The sequence below is a fragment of the Microbacterium excoecariae genome (genome assembly GCF_011326725.1).
In the GTDB taxonomy this organism is placed as follows: domain Bacteria; phylum Actinomycetota; class Actinomycetes; order Actinomycetales; family Microbacteriaceae; genus Microbacterium; species Microbacterium excoecariae.
This window is the reverse complement of record NZ_JAANCO010000001.1, coordinates 715,744-734,432: the sequence shown is the minus strand read 5'-3', so window position 1 is coordinate 734,432 and position 18,689 is coordinate 715,744. Positions and strand designations below refer to the sequence as shown.

At 72.4% G+C, this 18,689-nt stretch carries 10 protein-coding genes; 2 read left to right on the top strand and 8 right to left on the bottom strand.

From position 1 onward, the window contains the following. Positions 1-71: 71 nt before the first annotated feature. From G8E01_RS03225 to recQ, 5 genes are all read right to left on the bottom strand, one after another. On the bottom strand, positions 72-2,120 hold the full coding sequence (locus tag G8E01_RS03225; RefSeq protein WP_338100726.1) for an acyl-CoA dehydrogenase family protein: 2,049 nt from the start codon (positions 2,118-2,120) through the stop codon (positions 72-74). A gap of 91 nt (positions 2,121-2,211) precedes the next feature. After that, positions 2,212-3,309, bottom strand: coding sequence for an HTTM domain-containing protein (locus G8E01_RS03220; protein WP_166315787.1), 1,098 nt, complete (start codon positions 3,307-3,309; stop codon positions 2,212-2,214). Further along, a complete protein-coding gene (locus G8E01_RS03215) occupies positions 3,309-4,133 on the bottom strand; it encodes a DUF5819 family protein (protein WP_166315784.1) in 825 nt (274 codons plus the stop codon). Before G8E01_RS03215 ends, G8E01_RS03220 begins: the two co-directional genes overlap by 1 nt. Continuing rightward, on the bottom strand, positions 4,130-9,400 hold the full coding sequence (locus G8E01_RS12935) for a choice-of-anchor G family protein (RefSeq protein ID WP_166315781.1): 5,271 nt from the start codon (positions 9,398-9,400) through the stop codon (positions 4,130-4,132). The genes G8E01_RS03215 and G8E01_RS12935 overlap by 4 nt, the downstream gene beginning before the upstream one ends. A 255-nt stretch (positions 9,401-9,655) precedes the next feature. Further along, entirely contained in the window at positions 9,656-11,650 is a 1,995-nt protein-coding gene (recQ, locus tag G8E01_RS03205; RefSeq protein WP_166315778.1) for a DNA helicase RecQ, read from the bottom strand. Between the two features lie 125 nt (positions 11,651-11,775). Here recQ and G8E01_RS03200 point away from each other — a divergent pair, with 125 nt between their 5' ends. After that, on the top strand, positions 11,776-12,330 hold the full coding sequence (locus tag G8E01_RS03200; RefSeq protein WP_166315775.1) for an ECF transporter S component: 555 nt from the start codon (positions 11,776-11,778) through the stop codon (positions 12,328-12,330). Beyond that, entirely contained in the window at positions 12,327-14,447 is a 2,121-nt protein-coding gene (locus G8E01_RS03195; RefSeq protein WP_166315772.1) for an ATP-binding cassette domain-containing protein, read from the top strand. The genes G8E01_RS03200 and G8E01_RS03195 overlap by 4 nt, the downstream gene beginning before the upstream one ends. A gap of 4 nt (positions 14,448-14,451) precedes the next feature. On the opposite strand, the gene G8E01_RS03190 is transcribed toward G8E01_RS03195, so the two are convergent. The 3 genes from G8E01_RS03190 to G8E01_RS03180 all read right to left on the bottom strand — a co-directional run bounded on the left by G8E01_RS03190 (position 14,452) and on the right by G8E01_RS03180 (position 18,512). Then, positions 14,452-15,420, bottom strand: coding sequence for a M15 family metallopeptidase (locus tag G8E01_RS03190; protein WP_166315769.1), 969 nt, complete (start codon positions 15,418-15,420; stop codon positions 14,452-14,454). 28 nt (positions 15,421-15,448) lie between these two features. Then, positions 15,449-16,375: an aldose 1-epimerase family protein gene (locus tag G8E01_RS03185; protein WP_166315766.1), complete on the bottom strand. Its 927-nt coding sequence runs from the start codon at positions 16,373-16,375 to the stop codon at positions 15,449-15,451. An 88-nt stretch (positions 16,376-16,463) separates the two neighbouring features. Then, positions 16,464-18,512: a DEAD/DEAH box helicase gene (locus G8E01_RS03180; protein WP_166315763.1), complete on the bottom strand. Its 2,049-nt coding sequence runs from the start codon at positions 18,510-18,512 to the stop codon at positions 16,464-16,466. Between the last annotated feature and the right edge of the window lie 177 nt (positions 18,513-18,689).

The following is an 18,689-nucleotide window of genomic DNA, read 5'->3' as shown; positions in this document are numbered from 1 at the left end:
GGCCCAACTATGTCAGCGTAGTCAGCGACACGCCCGATCGCCCAACCGCATTCACCCGGATGCAATCCCTGTCAGCGCTTCGGGCGCTTCTCGGGCGTCGGGGCCGCCCCGCGCGCCGCGAGATCGGCATAGTACGCCCGCGCCTCGTCCTGGCGGGTGGCCTCCGCGCCGGAGGCGATCGGGGCCCGCACGTGCTCGGGCGCGAAACCGAACGCGTCGACGAGATCCTGCGCGTGTGGGCGGAGCCGCGTGCACAGCCGGTCGATGTAGCGCGTCACGGCGGAGGCGCGCTGGGTCGATAGCCGCCCGTGGATGAGGTGCCACGAGAGGTGCTGCTCGATCAGCGACAGCCCGAAGAGGTCGCGCACCCAGGTGAGCACCGTCCGGGTGCCCTCGTCCTCGATCCGCTCCAGCCCGTCCGTGAACGCCTCCCACTGCAGCAACTCGCCGTGCGCGCGCGCCGCCTCGAGCAGCTCGACCTGGTTCTCGTCGAACGCCGCCTGCTGGGCGGCGGCGCCCGAGCGCCGCGCGGCGTTCAGGCGCCCGCCGACGTCAGCGACCATCTGCTGCACGCGATCGGTCAGCAGGTGATGCTGGTCCTCGGCGCGCAGCCCGAACTCGACCGAGCGCGCCGTGGATCCGAGGTCCGCGACCGTCTGGCCGAGCTGGCGCAGACCCGCCCCGTGGAAGAGCTTCGACGCCGACTGGCGCGCGGCGTAGGCGGCGAGCCCGCGCGCGTCCTTCCCCTTCAGCTGCGCGCCGAGGTCGCCGAGGAGCCGCTTGCCGACGAGCTGCAGCAGGACGTTGTTGTCGCCCTCGAACGTCGCGTACACGTCGAGATCCTGGTGGAGGCCGACCAGGCGGTTCTCGGCCAGGAAGCCCTGGCCACCGCACGCCTCCCGCGCCTCCTGGATCGTCGACAGGGCGTTCCAGGTCGACAGGGGCTTGAGCGCCGCGGCGAGGGTCTCGAGGTCCTGGCGGTTCTCGTCCGTGTCGGTCGCACCGCTGAAGACGCCGTCGAACTTCTGCAGGAGCTCCTCGTGCGCGAAGGTCTGCGCGTAGGCCGTCGCGATCCGCGGGATGAGGCGGCGGCGGTGCTTGGCGTAGTCGAGCAGCACCGTCTCCTCCCCCGCGGGCCCCGCGAACTGCCGACGCTCGTTGCCGTAGGTCACGGCGATCTTGAGCGCGAGGGCCGAGGCCCACGTCGCCGCGCCGTCGAGCGAGACGCGACCCTGCACGAGCGCCCCCAGCATCGTGAAGAAGCGCCGACCGGGGCTGGCGATGGGGCTCGAATAGGTGCCGTCGGCGGCGACGTCGCCGTAGCGGTTGAGGAGGTTCTCGCGCGGGATGCGCACGGCGTCGAAGGCGAGGCGCCCATTGTCGATGCCGTTCAGCCCACCTTTGGGGCCGTCGTCCTCGCTCGTGATGCCCGGCAGGTCGGCTCCGGCCGCATCGCGGATGGGCACGAAGAAGCAGTGCACCCCGTAGTTGACGCCGCCCGTGATCAGCTGTGCGAACACCGTCGCGGCGCGCGCGTGCTTCGCCGCGTTGCCGAGATAGTCCTTCGTGGCCGCGCGGAACGGGGTCTCGATGACGAATTCCTGCGTCTGGACGTCATAGGTCGCCGTCGTGCCGAGCGCCTGCACGTCGGATCCGTGGCCGATCTCGGTCATCGCGAACGCGCCCGGCAGCTCGAGCGAGCTCGCGTCTCGGAGCCACTTGTCGAAGTGCGGTTTCGTGCCGAGCTGGAAGATCGCGGAGGTGAACAGCCCCCACTGCACGCCGGACTTGATCTGCAGGCTCGGGTCAGCGAGGACGAGCTCCTCGAAGCCCGCGAGGTTGCCGCCCTGCGTGTTCCGGCCGCCGTACTCCTCCGGCAGCGCGCGGCTGCTCGCGCCGCGCTGGGCGAGGAGTCTGCACTGCTCGAGCACCCGCTCGCGGTGCTCGAGGTAGTGTTCGCCGTCGACGCGCCAGAACACCGGATCCTTGATCATCTCGCGCGCCTCGAGGCGGATGTCCGCCCAGGTGCCGAGCAGCACGGGGGTGAGGCGCGCGGCGTCGACGCGGGGCTCGTCGGCGATCGGGGCGGCGGGGGCGGGGCGAACAGCGGTGTCGGCCACGGGGATCCTCTCGGAGTGTCGAGGTGGGGTTCGCCTCGAAATCTATGCGGATCCGCGTGCTTTGCGCCGTTTTCCTGTGCGCGGCCGACAATCAGGTCGCGGCTTGGGCGCCCTCCGGATTGTCGGATCGCTCGGGTGAGCGGTAGCTGGCGCGCACCCGGTCGGCGACGTGCCGCCACGTACGGTCGCGAATGAAGATGAAGTCGATGCCGATCATCGCGAGCGAGAACCACGGCAACCCCATGAGCACGCCGATGCCGATGTGGAAGCTCATGATGCCGATGAGGCCGATGATGCGGGTCGGGCGCGCGAGGAGGAGGAACGGGAACGCGATCTGCAGCAGGATCGATCCCCAGCTCGCGATCGTCACGGCCGGCCCCCACGCCACGATGAGTTCGCTCAGCGCCGGCCACGTGCCGAATCGCTCGGTCATGAGCGGGTTGTAGACGGCGTAGCCGCCGGACCACGGGGATCCGCCCGCCTTGTAGAGGCCGCCCGAGACGTAGACAAAGAACACCTGCGTCGCCATGGCCACGAGGGCGAGGTTGTGAAGCAGCGTGCTGATCTCGCGCGGGAGCACCGTCTTGTCGCCCCCGCGCTGGCGCCGCCGGGCGTCGAGCGACCACCGCGCGGCGGGATCCGCGAACAGGAGGATGAGGAGGACGATCCGGTACATGTTGTCGCCCTGATCGCCGACCGCGTCGGTCATCTCGATGAAGCTGACCCACATGATGAGGTAGACCGGCAGGACGATCTTGATGCGCCATCCGAGCGTCACGAGGACCGCGAGGGCGAGCAGTGCGAGGTAGAGCACCGTGAAGGCGCCGTCGTCGAGCCGCACCGAGTCGAAAAGGCTGAAGATCCATATCTTCGGGAAGTCGCTGACGGGTTCAGCCGCCTCGCCGTTCCACGCGGATCCGGATCCGAAGGTGTACAGGCGCGTGGAGAAGTTCGTCAGGAGCAGCCCGATACCCGTGAGGCCGAGCACCATGCGCGTGACCGCGATGCCGTAGAGCGACTTCTTGGAGTCGAGCAGCCAGGCCTCGAGGACCGCGACGGTGCGCACGATCGCGCCCCACACCGTCTCGAGCGCCTCGCGGACGAGCCGCCCGATCGCGCGCGGGGTGGCGCGGGCAATTTCGCCCGCCCGCCGGGCCGCGCCGCTCGCGGCCTGTGTGGCCCGGCTCATTACTGCTCCATCCGCTCGTAGGCCGCCCGGAAGACGTCGGCGAAGTTCTCCTCCGACTGGCCCTCGTTGACGACGAGGCCGCGCCAGCCCGTCGGCGAGTACTGGATCCCCGGCCGCTCGGCGTCGGGCTCGTGGCGCTCGGCGAAGGGGATGACGTTCTGCCGCGTGGCCTGGAACTGCACCTGCTCGACGTCGTCGCCCCAGATGGCGAGGGCGACCTGCGTCGCGTACGCGGTGGCGCGGTGCTCCTGGGCGACGTAGTCGTCGACGAGGAGCGGATCCTCGCCGTACGCCTTCATCGCCTCTCCCATGCGCTGTTCCCAGTCGGCCTTGAAGTAGTTGAGTTCCGCGACCTCGCGCTGGTCCTCATCGAGGTCGGCCCACGCGCCGCGGAACTGGCTCGACACGTCCATCGCCTGGATCCCCGCGCGGGGCGTGAAGAGGTGGTACTGGATCATCGTCAGCTCGACGTCGGAGGCGCTGACCCATTCGGTCGCCTCGCCGTCGACGAGCGCGCGGACCTCGAAGCGGTAGTCGCCGTTGATCGGCTCGGGCGCGAACACGCTCCACGACTGGCCAAACATCGGGATCATGTAGCCCGAGAGCACCTTCGTCGGCACGACCTCGCGGAGCGGCGCCCAGGGCGCGATCCACAGGAACGAGGCGAACACGTGCCAGGCGGTGAAGAGCGTCGCGAGAATCGCGATCGCGCGGATCCACCACCGGCGCGTGCGGAACATCGTCTGGCCGGACACGGCCGTGGCGGCCCGGGGAGTCCCCGAGCCGCCACGAGCCGCCTCACGGCTCTTGCTGGTCTTACTCACTCGCTGTGCACAAGGTCCTTGCGTCGACGAGTCACCGCGAACAGCGTGCCGCCGGCCAGGAGCATGAGGACAGCGACCGGCAGGACGATTCCGGTCAGGTCACCGCCCGTCGCCAGCAGTCCGTCATCGCCGGATCCGGCGGTCGCCGCGGCGACCACCTCGAACGTAGCGGAAACGGAACCGGACGTCGCGCCGACAAGCTCGACCTCGTGCTCGCCCAGGGGGTCGTCGTCCGCGATGGTCCAGGTGAAGACGACCTCACCGTTCTCATCCGCGATCTGGACGCCCAGGTCGGTCGGCACCGAGTACATCGTGCCCGTGACCTCCTCGCCGGGGGCGAAGCCACCGCCGTAGGCGATCTGCTGCTGCCCCGCGGTGCGGGTCGGGTGCTCGAGCTCGATCGTCAGCCCGCCGTCGCTTCCGCCATCGGCGTCCGCGGCGGAGTCGCTGTCGCTATCGGAGGTGCTCGATGCGTCGGCCTCGCTGGAGGCGTCGGCGTCGACATCAGCCGTGGCGTCAGCCTCGCTCGACGCATCCGCCTCGACATCAGCCGTCGCGTCCGCCGTGCTGTCGCTGTCGGCGTTGGCGTCGGCCTCCGCGGCCGCCTCAGCCGAGGCCTCCGTCGAGGAGTCGGCCGTCGACGCGGCAGCCGCCGCCGCCGAGGCGTTGGCCTCCGCAGCCGTCGACGCATCCGCGTTCGTGGTCGACGTCGCGTCCGCGAGCGCCGCAGCCTGGGCCGCCACCTGCGCCGAGGCGTTCGCCTCGCTCGTGGCGTCCACCGACGAGTCGCTCGACGCGTCAGCCGTGGCCGCCGCCTGAGCCGCAGCCGCAGCCGTGGCATCCGCCGCGGCCGACGCCGTCGTCGAGGCGTCTGCGAGCGCGGCGGCCTGAGCCGCCACCTGCGCCGATGCGTTCGAGTCGTCGTCCGCCGTCGCCGAGGCCGAAGCCGACGCCGACGCGTTCGCGTTGACCTCCGCGTCCGCGGCGCTCGCCGCGTCCGCCTCCGAAGCCGCGTCAGCCGAGGCATCCTCCGAGGCCGTGGCCGTCGAGTCCGCCGTCGCCGCCGACTCGGACGCCGCGTCAGCCGAAGCCGCCGTGTTCGCGTCCGCCGCCGACGAAGACTCCGCCGTTGCCGACGTCGTCGCGTCCGCCAGAGCAGCAGCCTCCGACGCGGCCTGAGCCGACGCCGACGCCTCGCTCGTGACATCCGAGGACGAGTCGCTCGACGCATCCGCCGTCGCCGCAGCCTCAGCCGCCGCAGCCGCCGTCACGTCCGCCGCAGCCGACGCCGTCGACGTCGCATCCGCGAGCGCCGCAGCCTGAGCCGCGACCTGCGCCGACGCGTTCGAGTCGTCATCCGCGTTCGCCGACGCCGAGGCCGACGCCGCCGCAGCCGCGTTCAGATCTGCATCCGCATCCGCCTCCGAAGCCGCGTCAGCCGAGGCATCCTCCGAGGCCGTGGCCGTCGAGTCCGCCGTCGCCGCCGACTCGGACGCCGCGTCAGCCGAAGCCGCCGTGTTCGCGTCCGCCGCCGACGAAGACTCCGCCGTTGCCGACGTCGTCGCGTCCGCCAGAGCAGCAGCCTCCGACGCGGCCTGAGCCGACGCCGACGCCTCGCTCGTGACATCCGAGGACGAGTCGCTCGACGCATCCGCCGTCGCCGCAGCCTCAGCCGCCGCAGCCGCCGTCACGTCCGCCGCAGCCGACGCCGTCGACGTCGCATCCGCGAGCGCCGCAGCCTGAGCCGCGACCTGCGCCGACGCGTTCGAGTCGTCATCCGCGTTCGCCGACGCCGAGGCCGACGCCGCCGCAGCCGCGTTCAGATCTGCATCCGCATCCGCCTCCGAAGCCGCCTCAATCGTGAGCGTGTCCTCGGCGGTGTTGTTCGACACGTCGCCCGTGGCCTCGACGACGACCTCACCGGTCGGCGCGTCCTCCGGGACGAGGTAGTCGAACGTGAACGTTCCGTCGTCTCCGACGAGCACGTCGGTCGCCACGACAACGCCGTCGACCTCGATCGTCACGGACTCGCCCGGCGCGAAGCCGGTACCCGTGACCGTCGTCGTCTCACCCTGGGCGACCGTGCTCGGGTCGACCGTGATGGACGTGTCATAGACCACCGCGGTGACCGTGAGGCCATCCTCCGCGGGGGTATCCGACACGTCGCCCGTGGCCACGATGACGTAGTCACCCGGCTCGGCTTCCGTCGGAACGTCGACGTCGAAGGTGAACGCTCCGTCGTCCCCGACGAGGGCCGTTCCGAGCGTGCCCTCGACCGCGCCACCGGAGTTCTCCACGACGAGCGTCACCGTCTCGCCGGGCTCGAAGCCCGACCCGGTGACCACCGTGGATCCGCCCTGCGGGACCGAGTCCGGGTCCACGACGATCGCCGTGTCCCAGGTGGCCGCGGTGACCGCGAGCGTCGCGTCGGCGGGCGTCTGCGACACGTCGCCCGTGGCCTCGAACACGAGGTCGCCGACCGGCGTCTCGAGCGGCACCTCGTACGCGAAGGTGAATGTCCCGTTTTCCGCGACGAGGATGTCGGAGGCGATCACATCGCCGCCGGCCGTGAGCGTGACCGTCTCGCCCGGCTCGAAGCCGGAGCCCGAGACGATCGTGCCCTCGCCCTGCTCCACCGTGCTCGGCGTAAGCGTCAGCGCGGTGTCCCACACCTGCTCGATCGTGAGCTCATCCGTGGCCGGCGTGTTCGACACGTCACCCGTGGCGACAACATCGAACGTGCCCGGCTCGGCGTCCTCCGGAACGTCGTAGACGAACTCGAACGTGCCGTCGTCCTGGACCGTTGCCGTCCCGACCTCGACACCGTCGACCGTGATCGTCACCGTCTCGTCCGGCTCAAAGCCCGAACCCGTGATCGTCGTCGAACCACCCTGATCCACCGTGTCCGGATCCGCGACAATCGCCGTGTCCCAGACCTGCTCGATCGTGAGCTGGTCCGTGGCGGGGGTCTGCGACGCCTCGCCCGTGGCGACAACGTCGAACGTGCCCGGCGTAGCGTCCTCCGGGACCGCGTAGTCGAACGTGAACCCGCCGGTCTCGTCAGCGGGAACCGTCCAGACCTCGACGCCATCGACCGTGAGAGTCACCGTCTCGCCCGGCGCGAAGCCGGAACCGGTGACCTGCGTGGTCTCGCCCTGCAGCACCGTGTCGGGGTCGACCGTGATGGACGTCTCATACGAGACCTCGGTGACCGTGAGGTCCGCCGCGGCGGGCGTCTGGGACACCGCACCGGTCGCGACGACCTCGGCGATCCCCGTCGGCGCGTCGCCCGGGACCTCGTACAGGAACGTGAAGGTGCCATCGTCGCCGACCACGACGTCGTCCGCGACAACGTCGCCGTCGACCGTGATCGTCACCGTCTCGCCCGGCTCAAACCCGGAACCGGTGGCCGTCGTGGACTCGCCCAGCGCGACCGTCTCGGGGTCGAGCGTCAGCGCGGTGTCCCACACCTGCTCGATCGTGAGCGTGGCCTCGGCGGGCGTCAGCGAGACGTCTCCCGTGGCTTCGACCACAACGTCTCCCGGCTCGGTGTCGGCCGGAACGTCGTAGGTGAACTCGAAGGTGCCGTCGTCGGCGACGACCACATCGGTGGCGACCGTCTCGCCGTCCACCGTGATCGTCACCGTCTCGCCGGGGGCGAAGCCGCTCCCCGTGACGAGCGTCGATCCGCCCTGCTCCACCGAGGTGGGGTCGAGCGTGATCGCCGTGTCATACACCGCGGCCGCCGCACGCACCGTGGACGAGCCGAGGTCGATGTTGGCGACGCCCAGCGAGGGCAGTACCTCGACGGACAAGGCGTTCACCGTGAACGACTCATCGCCCAGGTAGCCCGGCGTCGGCTGCTCGTTGATCGTCACCTCGGCGACCTCGTTGACCGCCTCGAGGACCGGCGACAGCGCCGTCACGATCGGCGCCGTGAGCGCCGGGACCGTGGTCCCGAGGCCGGAGAGGATCGAGGTGAAGACCGTTTCGACGACCGGGCTCAGCAGGGCGTTCAACGCATCGACCAGCGGCTCCGCAATACCCTCGATGACGGCGCCGACATTGATAATACCGAGTATCGAGAGATCGCTATCGATCACCGGCTCCTCGTCGGACGTTCCGAGCAGGTATCCCAGGGTCGTCGACACCGTGACTCCGCCGTTTGTCACGCCGATTCCGAACGCGGAGATAGATGCATCGAGCTCGATCGTCACGCTGGTGTTGTTGACGACGTCCGTGACGCCGTCCTGCACCTTCGCGGTGAGGGAGCCCAGCGCCTCGCTGATCGCCTGGACGATGTTGTTGATCGTCACGTCGTCCAGCAGGAGCGTGTTGGGCGCGAGCCCGTTCAGCGATCCCGACGCGGTCGCTGCCGCGACATCCACGGAGATCGTCCCGGCCGTCAGATCGATCGACACGATGCCGTTGGAGTCGACGAGCGGCTCCGCGATGATGGTGTCGGCGAGGTCGCCGAGCGCCGTGTCAAGCCCATCGACGCCGATCGTGCCGGTCCCGATCTCCACCGCGGCAACCCCGAGGTCGACGCCGAGGTCGAAGTCTCCCAGGAGCGAGCCGATGGCGCCCTCGGAGCCGAGCGCCTCGTCAAGGGTGGTCCCGACGCCCGCGATCGTCTCGTCCAGGGCCGTCGCGAGGCCCCCGAGCAGCGGGCTCGACAGCTCGATTCCCGCGCCCGCGAGGACGTACTCCGACGTGACGTCGACGGACCCGCCGTTGCCGGTCGCGGTGGCCGTCGACGCGGTCGCGCCGAGCTCCAGCGCCGCGGCGTCGATCACGCCGTCGGTGACGAAGCTCAGCCCAAGCTGGTCAAACAGGTTCGTGAGCTCGATCGTCGAGTTCTCGAACGCGCCGGGGTTCTCCGGGTCGAGGCCAATGCCGCCGTCCGCGCCCAGAACTCCGCCGCTCGCGGTCGAGGTCGTGCCCGACGGCGCCGACGCGTAGGCGCTCAGCGCACCCGCGTTCCCGAGTTCCAGGAGCCCTCCGCCGCCGGGCTCGCTCACGAGCGGGAGCACGAGCCCGCCGCCCAGGTCGATGTCCGCGATGTCGAGGAGCCCCAGGTTCAGCGGCGTCTCGACGGGTCCGGGCGCGCTGGGGTTCCCCGCGAGCGCCTGAGACGCGTCGAGCAACTCGCCGCCGAGCAGCTCGGACGCGATGACCTGGCCGAGGGCCTCGGAATCGTCCGTCTCGGCCGCCGTCGCCGGGACGCCGCCGAGGGCGGCGCCGACCACGGCTGCTGTCGTGACCACGGCGCCCGCGCCGAGTCTTCTCTTCGTGAGCCATCGCGCGTCACCGCGCGAGAGCCAGCCTGTCTTTTGGGTACGCAACGTATTCCCCTTGCCTACGTACAACTGCGGACCGAGGCGAGTTGGACCTCGGGTTCGCGGTTCTCGACAGGCACTACTTCCCAGGTTGCGCCCAGCGTGAACCCACGCAATTACCAGCCTGGCCGATATACGGGTGGTGTCAAGGGTGAATTTGACCCGAAGGGAATAACGAAATGGTCACATATCGGTTGCGAGGACGGCGAGGACCTTGTCGCCGTACGCGTCGCGCTTCTTGGCGCCGATGCCGCTGATCGCGTCGAGTTGCGCGGTCGTGGCGGGACGGTGCTCCGCGAGCGCGCGGAGCGTCGCGTCGCCGAACACAATGTAGGCGGGCACGCCCTGCTCGCGCGCCTCGGCCGCGCGCCACTCGCGGAGCCGCTCGAAGAGGCTCCGCGCCGCCGGATCGAGGTCGTCGGCCGCAGACGCCTTCCGCGCGCGTTCCGGCCGCGCACGGCGCCCGATCACGTCGCGGCGCAGCGGCACAGGAGTGTCGCCGCGCAGCACCCCGCCGGACGCGTCCGTGAGGCCGAGCGTGTTGTATTCCCCCTGCGGCATGAGAAGCCCGCGGGCGAGGAGCTGCCGGATCACGCTGCGCCAGTCCTGGTCCGACAGGTCGGATCCGAGCCCGTAGGTCGACAGCTGATCATGGCGGAACCGGCGGATCCGCTCGTTCTCGGCCCCGCGGAGGATGTCGACGAGGTGCCCCGCACCGAAGGACTGCCCGCGCTCGCGCTGAAGGCGCACGATCGTGGACATGAGCTTCTGCGCGGCGACCAGGCCGTCCCAGGTCTCCGGCGGCTCGAGGCACGTGTCGCAGTTGCCGCACGGATCCGACGGCTGACCGAAGTAGTTCAACAGGTTCTGCCGGCGGCACGAGACCGTCTCGCACAGCGCGAGCATTGCGTCGAGGTGCTGCTGCTGGCGCTGCTGGCGCGCCCGGTCGCCGTCGCCCTGCGTGATCATGCGCCGCTGCTGCACGACGTCGCCGAGCCCGTATGCCATCCACGCGACGCTCGGCTCGCCGTCACGGCCCGCGCGCCCGGTCTCCTGGTAATACCCCTCGACCGACTTCGGCAGGTCGATGTGCGCGACGAACCGCACGTCGGGCTTGTCGATTCCCATGCCGAAGGCGATCGTCGCGACAACGACCACGCCATCCTCCCGCAGGAAGCGCGCCTGGTGGGCGGCCCGTGTCTCGGCGTCGAGCCCCGCGTGGTACGGCACGGCGTCGATGCCCTGCCCCCGGAGATAGGTCGCGGTCTGCTCGACGGATTTGCGGCTCAGCGCGTAGACGATCCCCGCGGATCCCTCCGGCTGCGATCGCACGAACTGCAGCAGCTGGCGCCGGGCGTCGGTCTTCGCCTCGATGCGGTACTGGATGTTGGGACGGTCGAAGCTCGCGACGAAGTGCCGCGCCTTGCCCAGGTGCAGCCGCTCGGTGATCTCGGCATGCGTCTCGCGCGTCGCCGTCGCGGTGAGCGCGACGCGCGGCACGCCGGGGAAGGCGGATCCGAGGTCTCCGAGGGCGAGGTAGTCGGGCCGGAAATCGTGCCCCCACTGGCTGACGCAGTGCGCCTCGTCGATCGCGATGACGCTGAGCGTGCCCCGCGCGAGCAGGTCCCGCGTCGCGGGCGCGCTGAGGCGCTCGGGCGCGACGTAGAGCAGATCGAGCTCGCCCGCGACGTAGGCGCGCTCGACCGCCTGGCGCTCGGCCGGGGCCTGCGTCGAGTTGAGGTACTCGGCGCGCACGCCGTTCGCGCGCAGCGCCTCGACCTGATCGTGCATGAGCGCGATGAGCGGCGAGACGACGAGGCCCGTCCCCTCCCGCACGAGCGCCGGGACCTGATAGCAGACGCTCTTGCCGCCGCCCGTCGGCATGAGGACGATCGCGTCGCCGCCGCCCGTGACGTGATCGACGATCTCGGCCTGATCCCCCCGAAAATCGTCGAACCCATAGACGGTGCGGAGCGCCTCGAGCGGCGTCGCATAACGCGCCGGACGCGCCGCGGCAGGCGCGGGCGCGGAGGGGGTCGCGGGCGCGGCGCCGCCGGCGAACGGATCCGCCCACTCGATCGGGCCGCCGGCGTACTCGGCGTATGCGTCCTCCGGGGGTTCCTCCGGGGGGAGCCAGCCGTCGTCGGGGGCGTCGTCGTACGGCGGGGAGAACGTCATGCTCCCAGCCTACGAGCGGCCGCCGCCGATCCGTCGGCCTGTGGAGAGTCGGCGGGCGGCGATCCCCAGCATTCCCCCATTCGGCGCGGATCCGCCACCGGCCCGCGACGCCGTAGGCTCGAGGAGTGAGCCGACCCTTACTTCTCTCGACGCGCGTCCTGCTCGTCTGCGCCGCCGTCGCCGTTGCGACCGGGCTCCTCGGCGCCATCGAGGGCTGGCTCACGATCCCCGTGCTCGCGGCCGCGCCATTCGTCTACGGCTTCCTCCTCGGGGTGCACGTCCTGCCCGGGATCATCGCGCAGGAGCTCCTGCGCGCGCCGTGGGTCGCCCTCCTCACGCACCTCTTCGCGGCCCTCGTCGGCTGCGCCCTCGCGCCCGTGTACGCCCCGCAGTTCCTGGGCACGGCCCTCCTGTTCGGCGGGATCCAGGAGCTCGTCGCGGCCCTGTTCCGCTACCGCGCCTGGGGGTGGTGGCGGTACCTCCTGTCCGCCACCGCGATCGGGGCGCTCGTCGCGCTCGTCGTCTGGCTCGCGGCCGATCTCGCCCGCCTGCCCCTCTGGGCGCAGGTCGCCTACGTCGCGCTGTCGGTGGCCGGGCCCATCGCGTGGACCTTCGTCGGCCTCGCGGTCGGGCGCGCGCTCGAGAGGGCCGGCGTCCGGCCGCGCCGCGCCGCGCCGTGACGGATCCGCTCGTCTCGCTCCGCGGGCTCGGCGTGACGCACGACGGATCCGCGCGCCCCGCGCTGCGCGACGTCACGCTCGAGATCTGCGCCGGCGAGGTCGTGCTCCTGGCGGGGCCGAGCGGATCCGGCAAGTCCACCCTGGCGCGCGCGATCGCGGGCCTCCTCTCGCACGAGGACGGCGCCGAGGTCTCGGGCGAGGCGACGGTCGCCGGCGTCGACGCGCGCCGCGCCGCCCCCGCGGCACTGTCCGCGAGCGTCGGCGTGATCTTCCAGGACCCGGACGCGCAGGTCGTGACCGCGACCGTCCTCGACGAGGTGGCGTTCGCCCTCGAGAACCTCCTCGTCCCCGCGGATGAGATCGCGGCGCGCGCCGAGCGCGCGCTGCGCGCAGCGGGTCTGTGGGAGCGCCGCGGCGACGACCCGCAGGCGCTCTCCGGCGGCGGGCGCCAGCGCCTGGCGATCGCGTGCGCGCTCGCGACGGATCCGGCCGTCCTCCTCGCCGACGAGCCCACCGCGATGCTGGACCCGGAGGGCACGGCCGAGGTCGCCCGGGCGCTCGCGGACGCCGCGGCCGGCGGCGAGCGCGCGGTCCTCCTCATCGAGCACGACCTCGACGTCGCCCTGCCGCTCGCGACCCGCCTCGTCGTGCTCGACCACGACGGGTCCGTCGCGCTCGACGGCCCGCCCGCGAGCCTGCTCGCCGAGCGCGGTGCCGCGCTGGCCGCGCTCGGGATCCGCCCTCCCCGGCACGCGCGCCCCGCAGGGCCTCGGCCGGCCGGCGACCTCGTCGTCGTGGACGACGTCACGCTCCGCCGCGGCGGGCAGGACGCGATCCGCGGCCTCAGCGCGCGGGTGCCCCGCGGATCCTTCACCGCCATCGTCGGCCCCAACGGCTCCGGCAAGACGACGCTGGCGCAGGCGATCGCCGGCCTGATCGCGCCGGCTTCGGGCGCCGTCCTCGTCGACGGGGCGGTCGCGCGACGCGCGCGGGACCGCGTGCGCTTCGTGTTCCAGAACCCCGAGCACCAGTTCGTCGCCCACACGGTGCGCGCAGAGCTGGAGGTCGGGCTCCGCGGGTCGGGGCTCCCGCCCGCCGAGCGCGAGGCCGAGGTCGACCGGATCCTCAGCCGCCTCGGCCTCGCGGAGCTGGCGGACCGCCACCCGTTCCACCTGTCGGGCGGCCAGAAGCGGCGGCTCTCGGTCGCGACCGCGCTCGTCGGGATGGCGCCGGGCGGGCTGCTCGTGCTCGACGAGCCGCTGTACGGGCAGGACGGCGCGCGCGCCGACGCGCTCCTCGACCTCGTGGAGGAGCTGCGCCGGGCGGGCACGACGATCGTCGTCGTCACGCACGACCCGCGGCTCGTGGCGGAACGGGCCACGCACGTCATCGAGGTCTCCCCCGTGCCGCGCGAGGCGGATCCGCCGCCCGCGCCGCTCGCCGGCCCCCTGTCGCGGCTGCACCCCCTCGCGAAGTTTGCGGGGGTCGTGCCCGCCATGGCGGGCCTCGTGTTCGTGCGGGATCCGCTGACCCCGGCGCTCGTCCTCGCGCTCGTCTACGCGACCCTGCTCGCCGGCACCCGGCCCTCGCGCCGCCTCGCGCTGTGGCTCGGGGTGGCGCTCCCCGCGGTCGGCGGGATCCTCGCCGTCGGCCTCGGCGCGTGGGGCGACCCCGCCTCCGGCATCGCGACGGGGCTGCGCCTCGCGGCCCTCCTCGGCCTCGCGCTCGTGCCGGGGCTGACCACGGACGGCACGGACACCGTCCGGGCCCTCGTGGCGGGGGCCCGGATCCCCTATCGCGTCGGATACGCGGCCCTCGCCGCGCTGCGGTTCGTGCCGCGGTTCCGGGACGATCTCGGCGTGATCCGCCAGGCGCACCGGGTCCGCGGCACGCGCGGCGCGGGTCCGCTCGCCGCGCCCCGGCTCCTCGTTCCGCTCCTCGCGGGCGGGATCCGTCACGCCGAGCGCGTGGCCCTCGCGATGGACGCCCGCGCGTTCGGCGCGCACGCCACGCGCACCGAGCGACACCGGGCGCCCTGGCGCCGGCGCGACACCGCGTTCGTCCTCGCCGCGCTCGCGGCCACGGCCGCGTGCTTCGTCGTCGGGGCCGTCCTTTAAGGCGTCACTCGTAGTCGGCCGCGGCGGGGGCGCCGAGAAAGTCCTCCCACGTCGCGTAGCCGCCCTCGACGTAGGCCTCCGCGAGGGCGGTACCGACGTAACGGAGGTGCCAGGGCTCGGGCTCGTACCCGGTCTCCGAGGTGCCCTCGCCGACATAGCGGGTGATCCACCCGTAGCGCCACGCGTTCTCCTGGACCCAGGCGCCCTGAGCGGTGCCGCCGAAGTCGTAGATCGTGCCGCACCCGGCGGCGTCGCAGGCGACGACGTCGGCGGCGAGCCCCAGCTGATGCTCGCTGTACCCCGGTCGCGCGGAGGTCAGGTCGGCCTCCTCCGCCCCGAGGGCGTCGACCTGCGACTGGTACGCCGTGGCCTGGTCGTCGTACGAGCGATACCCGCTCGAGAGGGCGATCTCGCCCGCGCCCGCGTCGCGGGCGCCCTGCGCGAGGGCGTCGAGCGCCCCGGCGGCGTCCGGAACGAGCTGGCCGCCCACGGGGCTGTAGGTGGCGGGCACGACGACGCTCGGCGCGTAGTCGATCGGATCCACGCTCTGCCGCTTATTCACGAGCGCCCACTGAGCGGTGGGATCGGCCAGGTCGACGCAGTCGCTCGCGTCGCCGTCGACGAGCGCCTCGCGGAGTGCCTCCGCGCCGCCCGCCGCCTCCGCCAGCGCGTCGGCGACGCCGGCGTTCGCGGCCTCGGTGACGTCGTCCGTGCAAAACGCGGGCGCGGCCGGCTCGGTCGTCGCCGCGGAGGTCGGGCGGGGCGACGCGCTCGGCGTGGAGGATGCCTCCGCGGTCGGCGCCTCCGCGGCGTAGGACGGATCCTCGCCGGCTCCCGCGAAGATGCCAACCCCCGCGAGCAGCATGGCCGCCGCGGAGAGGCAGGCCGCGGCCGTCGCCACCGTGCGACGGCGGCGCCGCGTCACGCGCTCGCGACGCGCCGCGTCACGCGACGGCGGGAGGGGCGGGGTCATGGATCCATTGTCGCCCGCGCGGGAGCCCTCACCCCGAATACGCCACGCCCCAGGACAGCTCCCACCGTTCGCCCGGCTCGAGCCAGCGCACGCCCTCGCCGCTGTTGAACGCGTCCGGCGGCGCCGTCATCGGCTCGACGGCGACCGTGCGGTCCTGGCCCGGGTAGGCGTCCGTCGTGAACAGCTGCACGTACCCGAACGCCTCGTCCTGCCAGATCGTCACGGTCCGCCCGTCCGGGGCCCGCAGCGTCGTGCCGGCGAGCCCGTGCTCGTCGCGCGCGAGGGATCCGTACGCGCGGTCGAGATCGACGTCGCCGAGCCGAGCGCCGCCGCGCAGGTCCTTCTTCGTCGTGATCGCGCGCTCCTCGAGGGGCAGCAGGCGCTCGTCCACGTCGAACCACGTTTCCGCCGGCAGCGTGAGAGTGAGGTCGGCGCCGGGCACGCCCTCGATCTGGAAGAACGGGTGCGTGCCGACCGCCACGGGAGCCGCGTCCGCGCCGACGTTCGTCAGCGCGTAGGTGACGCGGATCCCGTCGTCGGTCAGCGCGTATCGCACGACCGTCTCGACGGCGAACGGATAGCCGTCCTGCGGGACGACGGCGGCCGTCAGCGTCGCGCTCTCGCCGTCCTCGGCGACGACGTACGGGGTGTGGCGCAGGAGCCCGTGGAGGGCCGTCCCGCGCGCGGGCTCGGACACGGGAACCTGCTCGTCGTACTCCCGCCCGTGCGGGTCGGTCATCGACCACCGGCCGTCGCGGATCCGGTTCGGCCACGGCACGAGCGTGGTGCCGGAGGACATCGGGGGGATGTGCCCCTCGGGGTACGGCGCGACGATTCCGGTGCCGCGCACGGTGAGCCCGCGCAGCGCGGCCCCGACCTGGGCGATGTGCGCGGTGACCTCGCCGCGCGCGAGCCGGACCTGCTGACCCGTGGGGTCGACGGGGGCGTGTGACATGGAAATCCTCCTCGGTTCCTCCCGCCCATTCTTGCGCAGACGACGAAGGGCCGCCGGATCACCCGGCGGCCCCTCGTGCTCGCGTCGCTCAGACGAGCTGAGCGCCCGCGATCTCGTCGATCACGGCGTCGCCGGGCTCGGCGTCGCGGAACGGCGCCTCGATCTCGGCGCGGTCCAGCAGCTCGTTCATCCGGCGGCGGCGGTTGCGCGGGATGAGCGTCACGACGCGGCCCTCGCGGCCCGCGCGGCCCGTGCGGCCCGAGCGGTGCAGGTACGTCTTGTACTCGTCCGGCGCGTCGGCCTGCACGACGAGGTCGACGTCGTCGACGTGGATGCCGCGCGCGGCGACGTCCGTCGCGACGAGCACGCGGATCCGCCCCTGCGAGAAGCGCTCGATATTGCGCGTGCGCTTAGCCTGGTTCAGGTCGCCGTGCAGCGCGATGGCCCGGATGTCCGAGTCCTCGAGCTGCTCGACGAGCTGGTCGGCGAAGGCGCGGGTGCGCGTGAAGACGATCGTGCGGCCGTCGCGGTCGACGAGCTGCTCGATGACATCGCGCTTGCGGCGCTGGTCGACGACGAGCACCTGGTGGTCGATCGTGCCCGAATCCTGGTCCTCGCCCGCGACCTCGTAGACCTGCGGGTCCTTGAGGAACTCGTCGACGAGCGCCGAGACCTCGCGGTCCAGCGTCGCGCTGAACAGGAGCTTCTGGCCTTCGGCCTGCGTGAGGCGCAGGATCCGCTGCACGGGCTCGAGGAAGCCGAGCTCGCACATGTGGTCGGCCTCGTCGAGGACGGCGATGCGCACCTCGCTGAGGTCGAGCTTGCCCTGGTTCTGCAGGTCCTCGATGCGCCCCGGGGTCCCGATGACAATGTCGACGCCCTTCTTCAGCGCGCCCACCTGCTTCGCCTGCGGCACGCCGCCGTAGACCTGGGTCGTGAACAGGCCCACGCTGCGCGCGATCGGCTGGATGGTCCGGTCGATCTGCAGCGCGAGCTCGCGCGTCGGGGCGAGGATGAGCGCCTGGGGCGCGCGACCGTACGCGCGGGTCTTGCCCACGCGGCCGCGGAGGATCGACTCGACGAGCGGGGCGCCGAAGGCGATCGTCTTGCCCGAGCCGGTACGGCCGCGGGCCAGGACGTCCTTGCCCGCGATGATCGGGGCGATCGTGGCGGCCTGGATCGGGAACGGCGACGGGGCGCCGAGCTCGGCGAGCGCGCGCACGATGTTGTCGCCGAGGCCCAGGTCGCCGAACGACTGGCCCTCCGTGACCTCGGCCGCGACGGCCTCGGCCGTCAGGCGCTCGTGCACGACGTCGATGTGCTGCTCCTGCTGCGCCGAGCGCTGCGGGCGCTGCTCCTCGCGGCGGTCCTGCCAGGCGCGCTCGCCAGCGTTCTCGCGGCGCGGGCCGCGGTCGTCGGAGCGGCGCGGGCGGTCGTCGCGGTCGAACCGGCGACCCCGGTCCTCGAAACGACGGTCGTCGCGACGCGGGCCGCGGTCACCCCGGTCCTCGAACCGACGCGGACGGTCGTCCCGGTCGTCGCGGCGCGGGCCACGGTCCCCGCGGTCCTCGAACCGACGCGGACGGTCGTCCCGATCGAACCGGCGACCCCGGTCCTCGAAACGACGGTCGTCGCGACGCGGGCCGCGGTCACCCCGGTCCTCGAAGCGACGCGGACGGTCGTCCCGGTCGTCGCGGCGCGGGCCACGGTCCCCGCGGTCCTCGAACCGACGCGGACGGTCGTCCCGATCGAACCGGCGACCCCGGTCCTCGAAACGACGGTCATCGCGACGCGGGCCACGGTCGCCGCGGTCCTCGAAACGACGCGGACGGTCGTCCCGATCAAAGCGGCGCTCGCCGGATCCGCGGTTCTCCGAACGGCGGTCGTCGCGGCGCGGGCCGCGGTCGCCGCGGTCCTCGAAACGACGCGGGCGCTCGTCGCGGTCGAAGCGGCGCTCGCCGGATCCGCGACCCTCGCCCGAGCGGGCGTCACGGTCGTCGCGCGACCAGCGGGGCTTGCGGCCGGGGCCGCCGTCGCGGTGGTCGTTCCCGCGGAACGGGCCGCCGGACTTCTTGGCGTAGCGGGGGTCGAAGTTCTGCGCGGGGCGTCCGCCCGCGGGCTTCTTGTTCTTGGGCATGCGAAAGTACGCACCTTCCATAGGTGTCATTGCGGCCATTTAGGACACAACACACACCCGCGCATACGACGCGGCATCCCAGAGCCGACAGGACAGAGTATCGCGCGCACCTGGGAAGCGCCCGACCGTGGGCCGGGTACAGGCCCCGCGGACGCCAGACGGCCCCGGCCCCCTTCG

Bases quoted from the DNA above. Each gene is read 5' to 3' on its own strand.
- G8E01_RS03190 (WP_166315769.1), bottom strand. From the start codon at position 15,420: ATGACCCCGCCCCTCCCGCCGTCGCGTGACGCGGCGCGTCGCGAGCGC.
- G8E01_RS03185 (WP_166315766.1), bottom strand. From the start codon at position 16,375: ATGTCACACGCCCCCGTCGACCCCACGGGTCAGCAGGTCCGGCTCGCG.
- G8E01_RS03180 (WP_166315763.1), bottom strand. From the start codon at position 18,512: ATGCCCAAGAACAAGAAGCCCGCGGGCGGACGCCCCGCGCAGAACTTC.
- G8E01_RS03220 (WP_166315787.1), bottom strand. From the start codon at position 3,309: ATGAGCCGGGCCACACAGGCCGCGAGCGGCGCGGCCCGGCGGGCGGGC.
- recQ (WP_166315778.1), bottom strand. From the start codon at position 11,650: ATGACGTTCTCCCCGCCGTACGACGACGCCCCCGACGACGGCTGGCTC.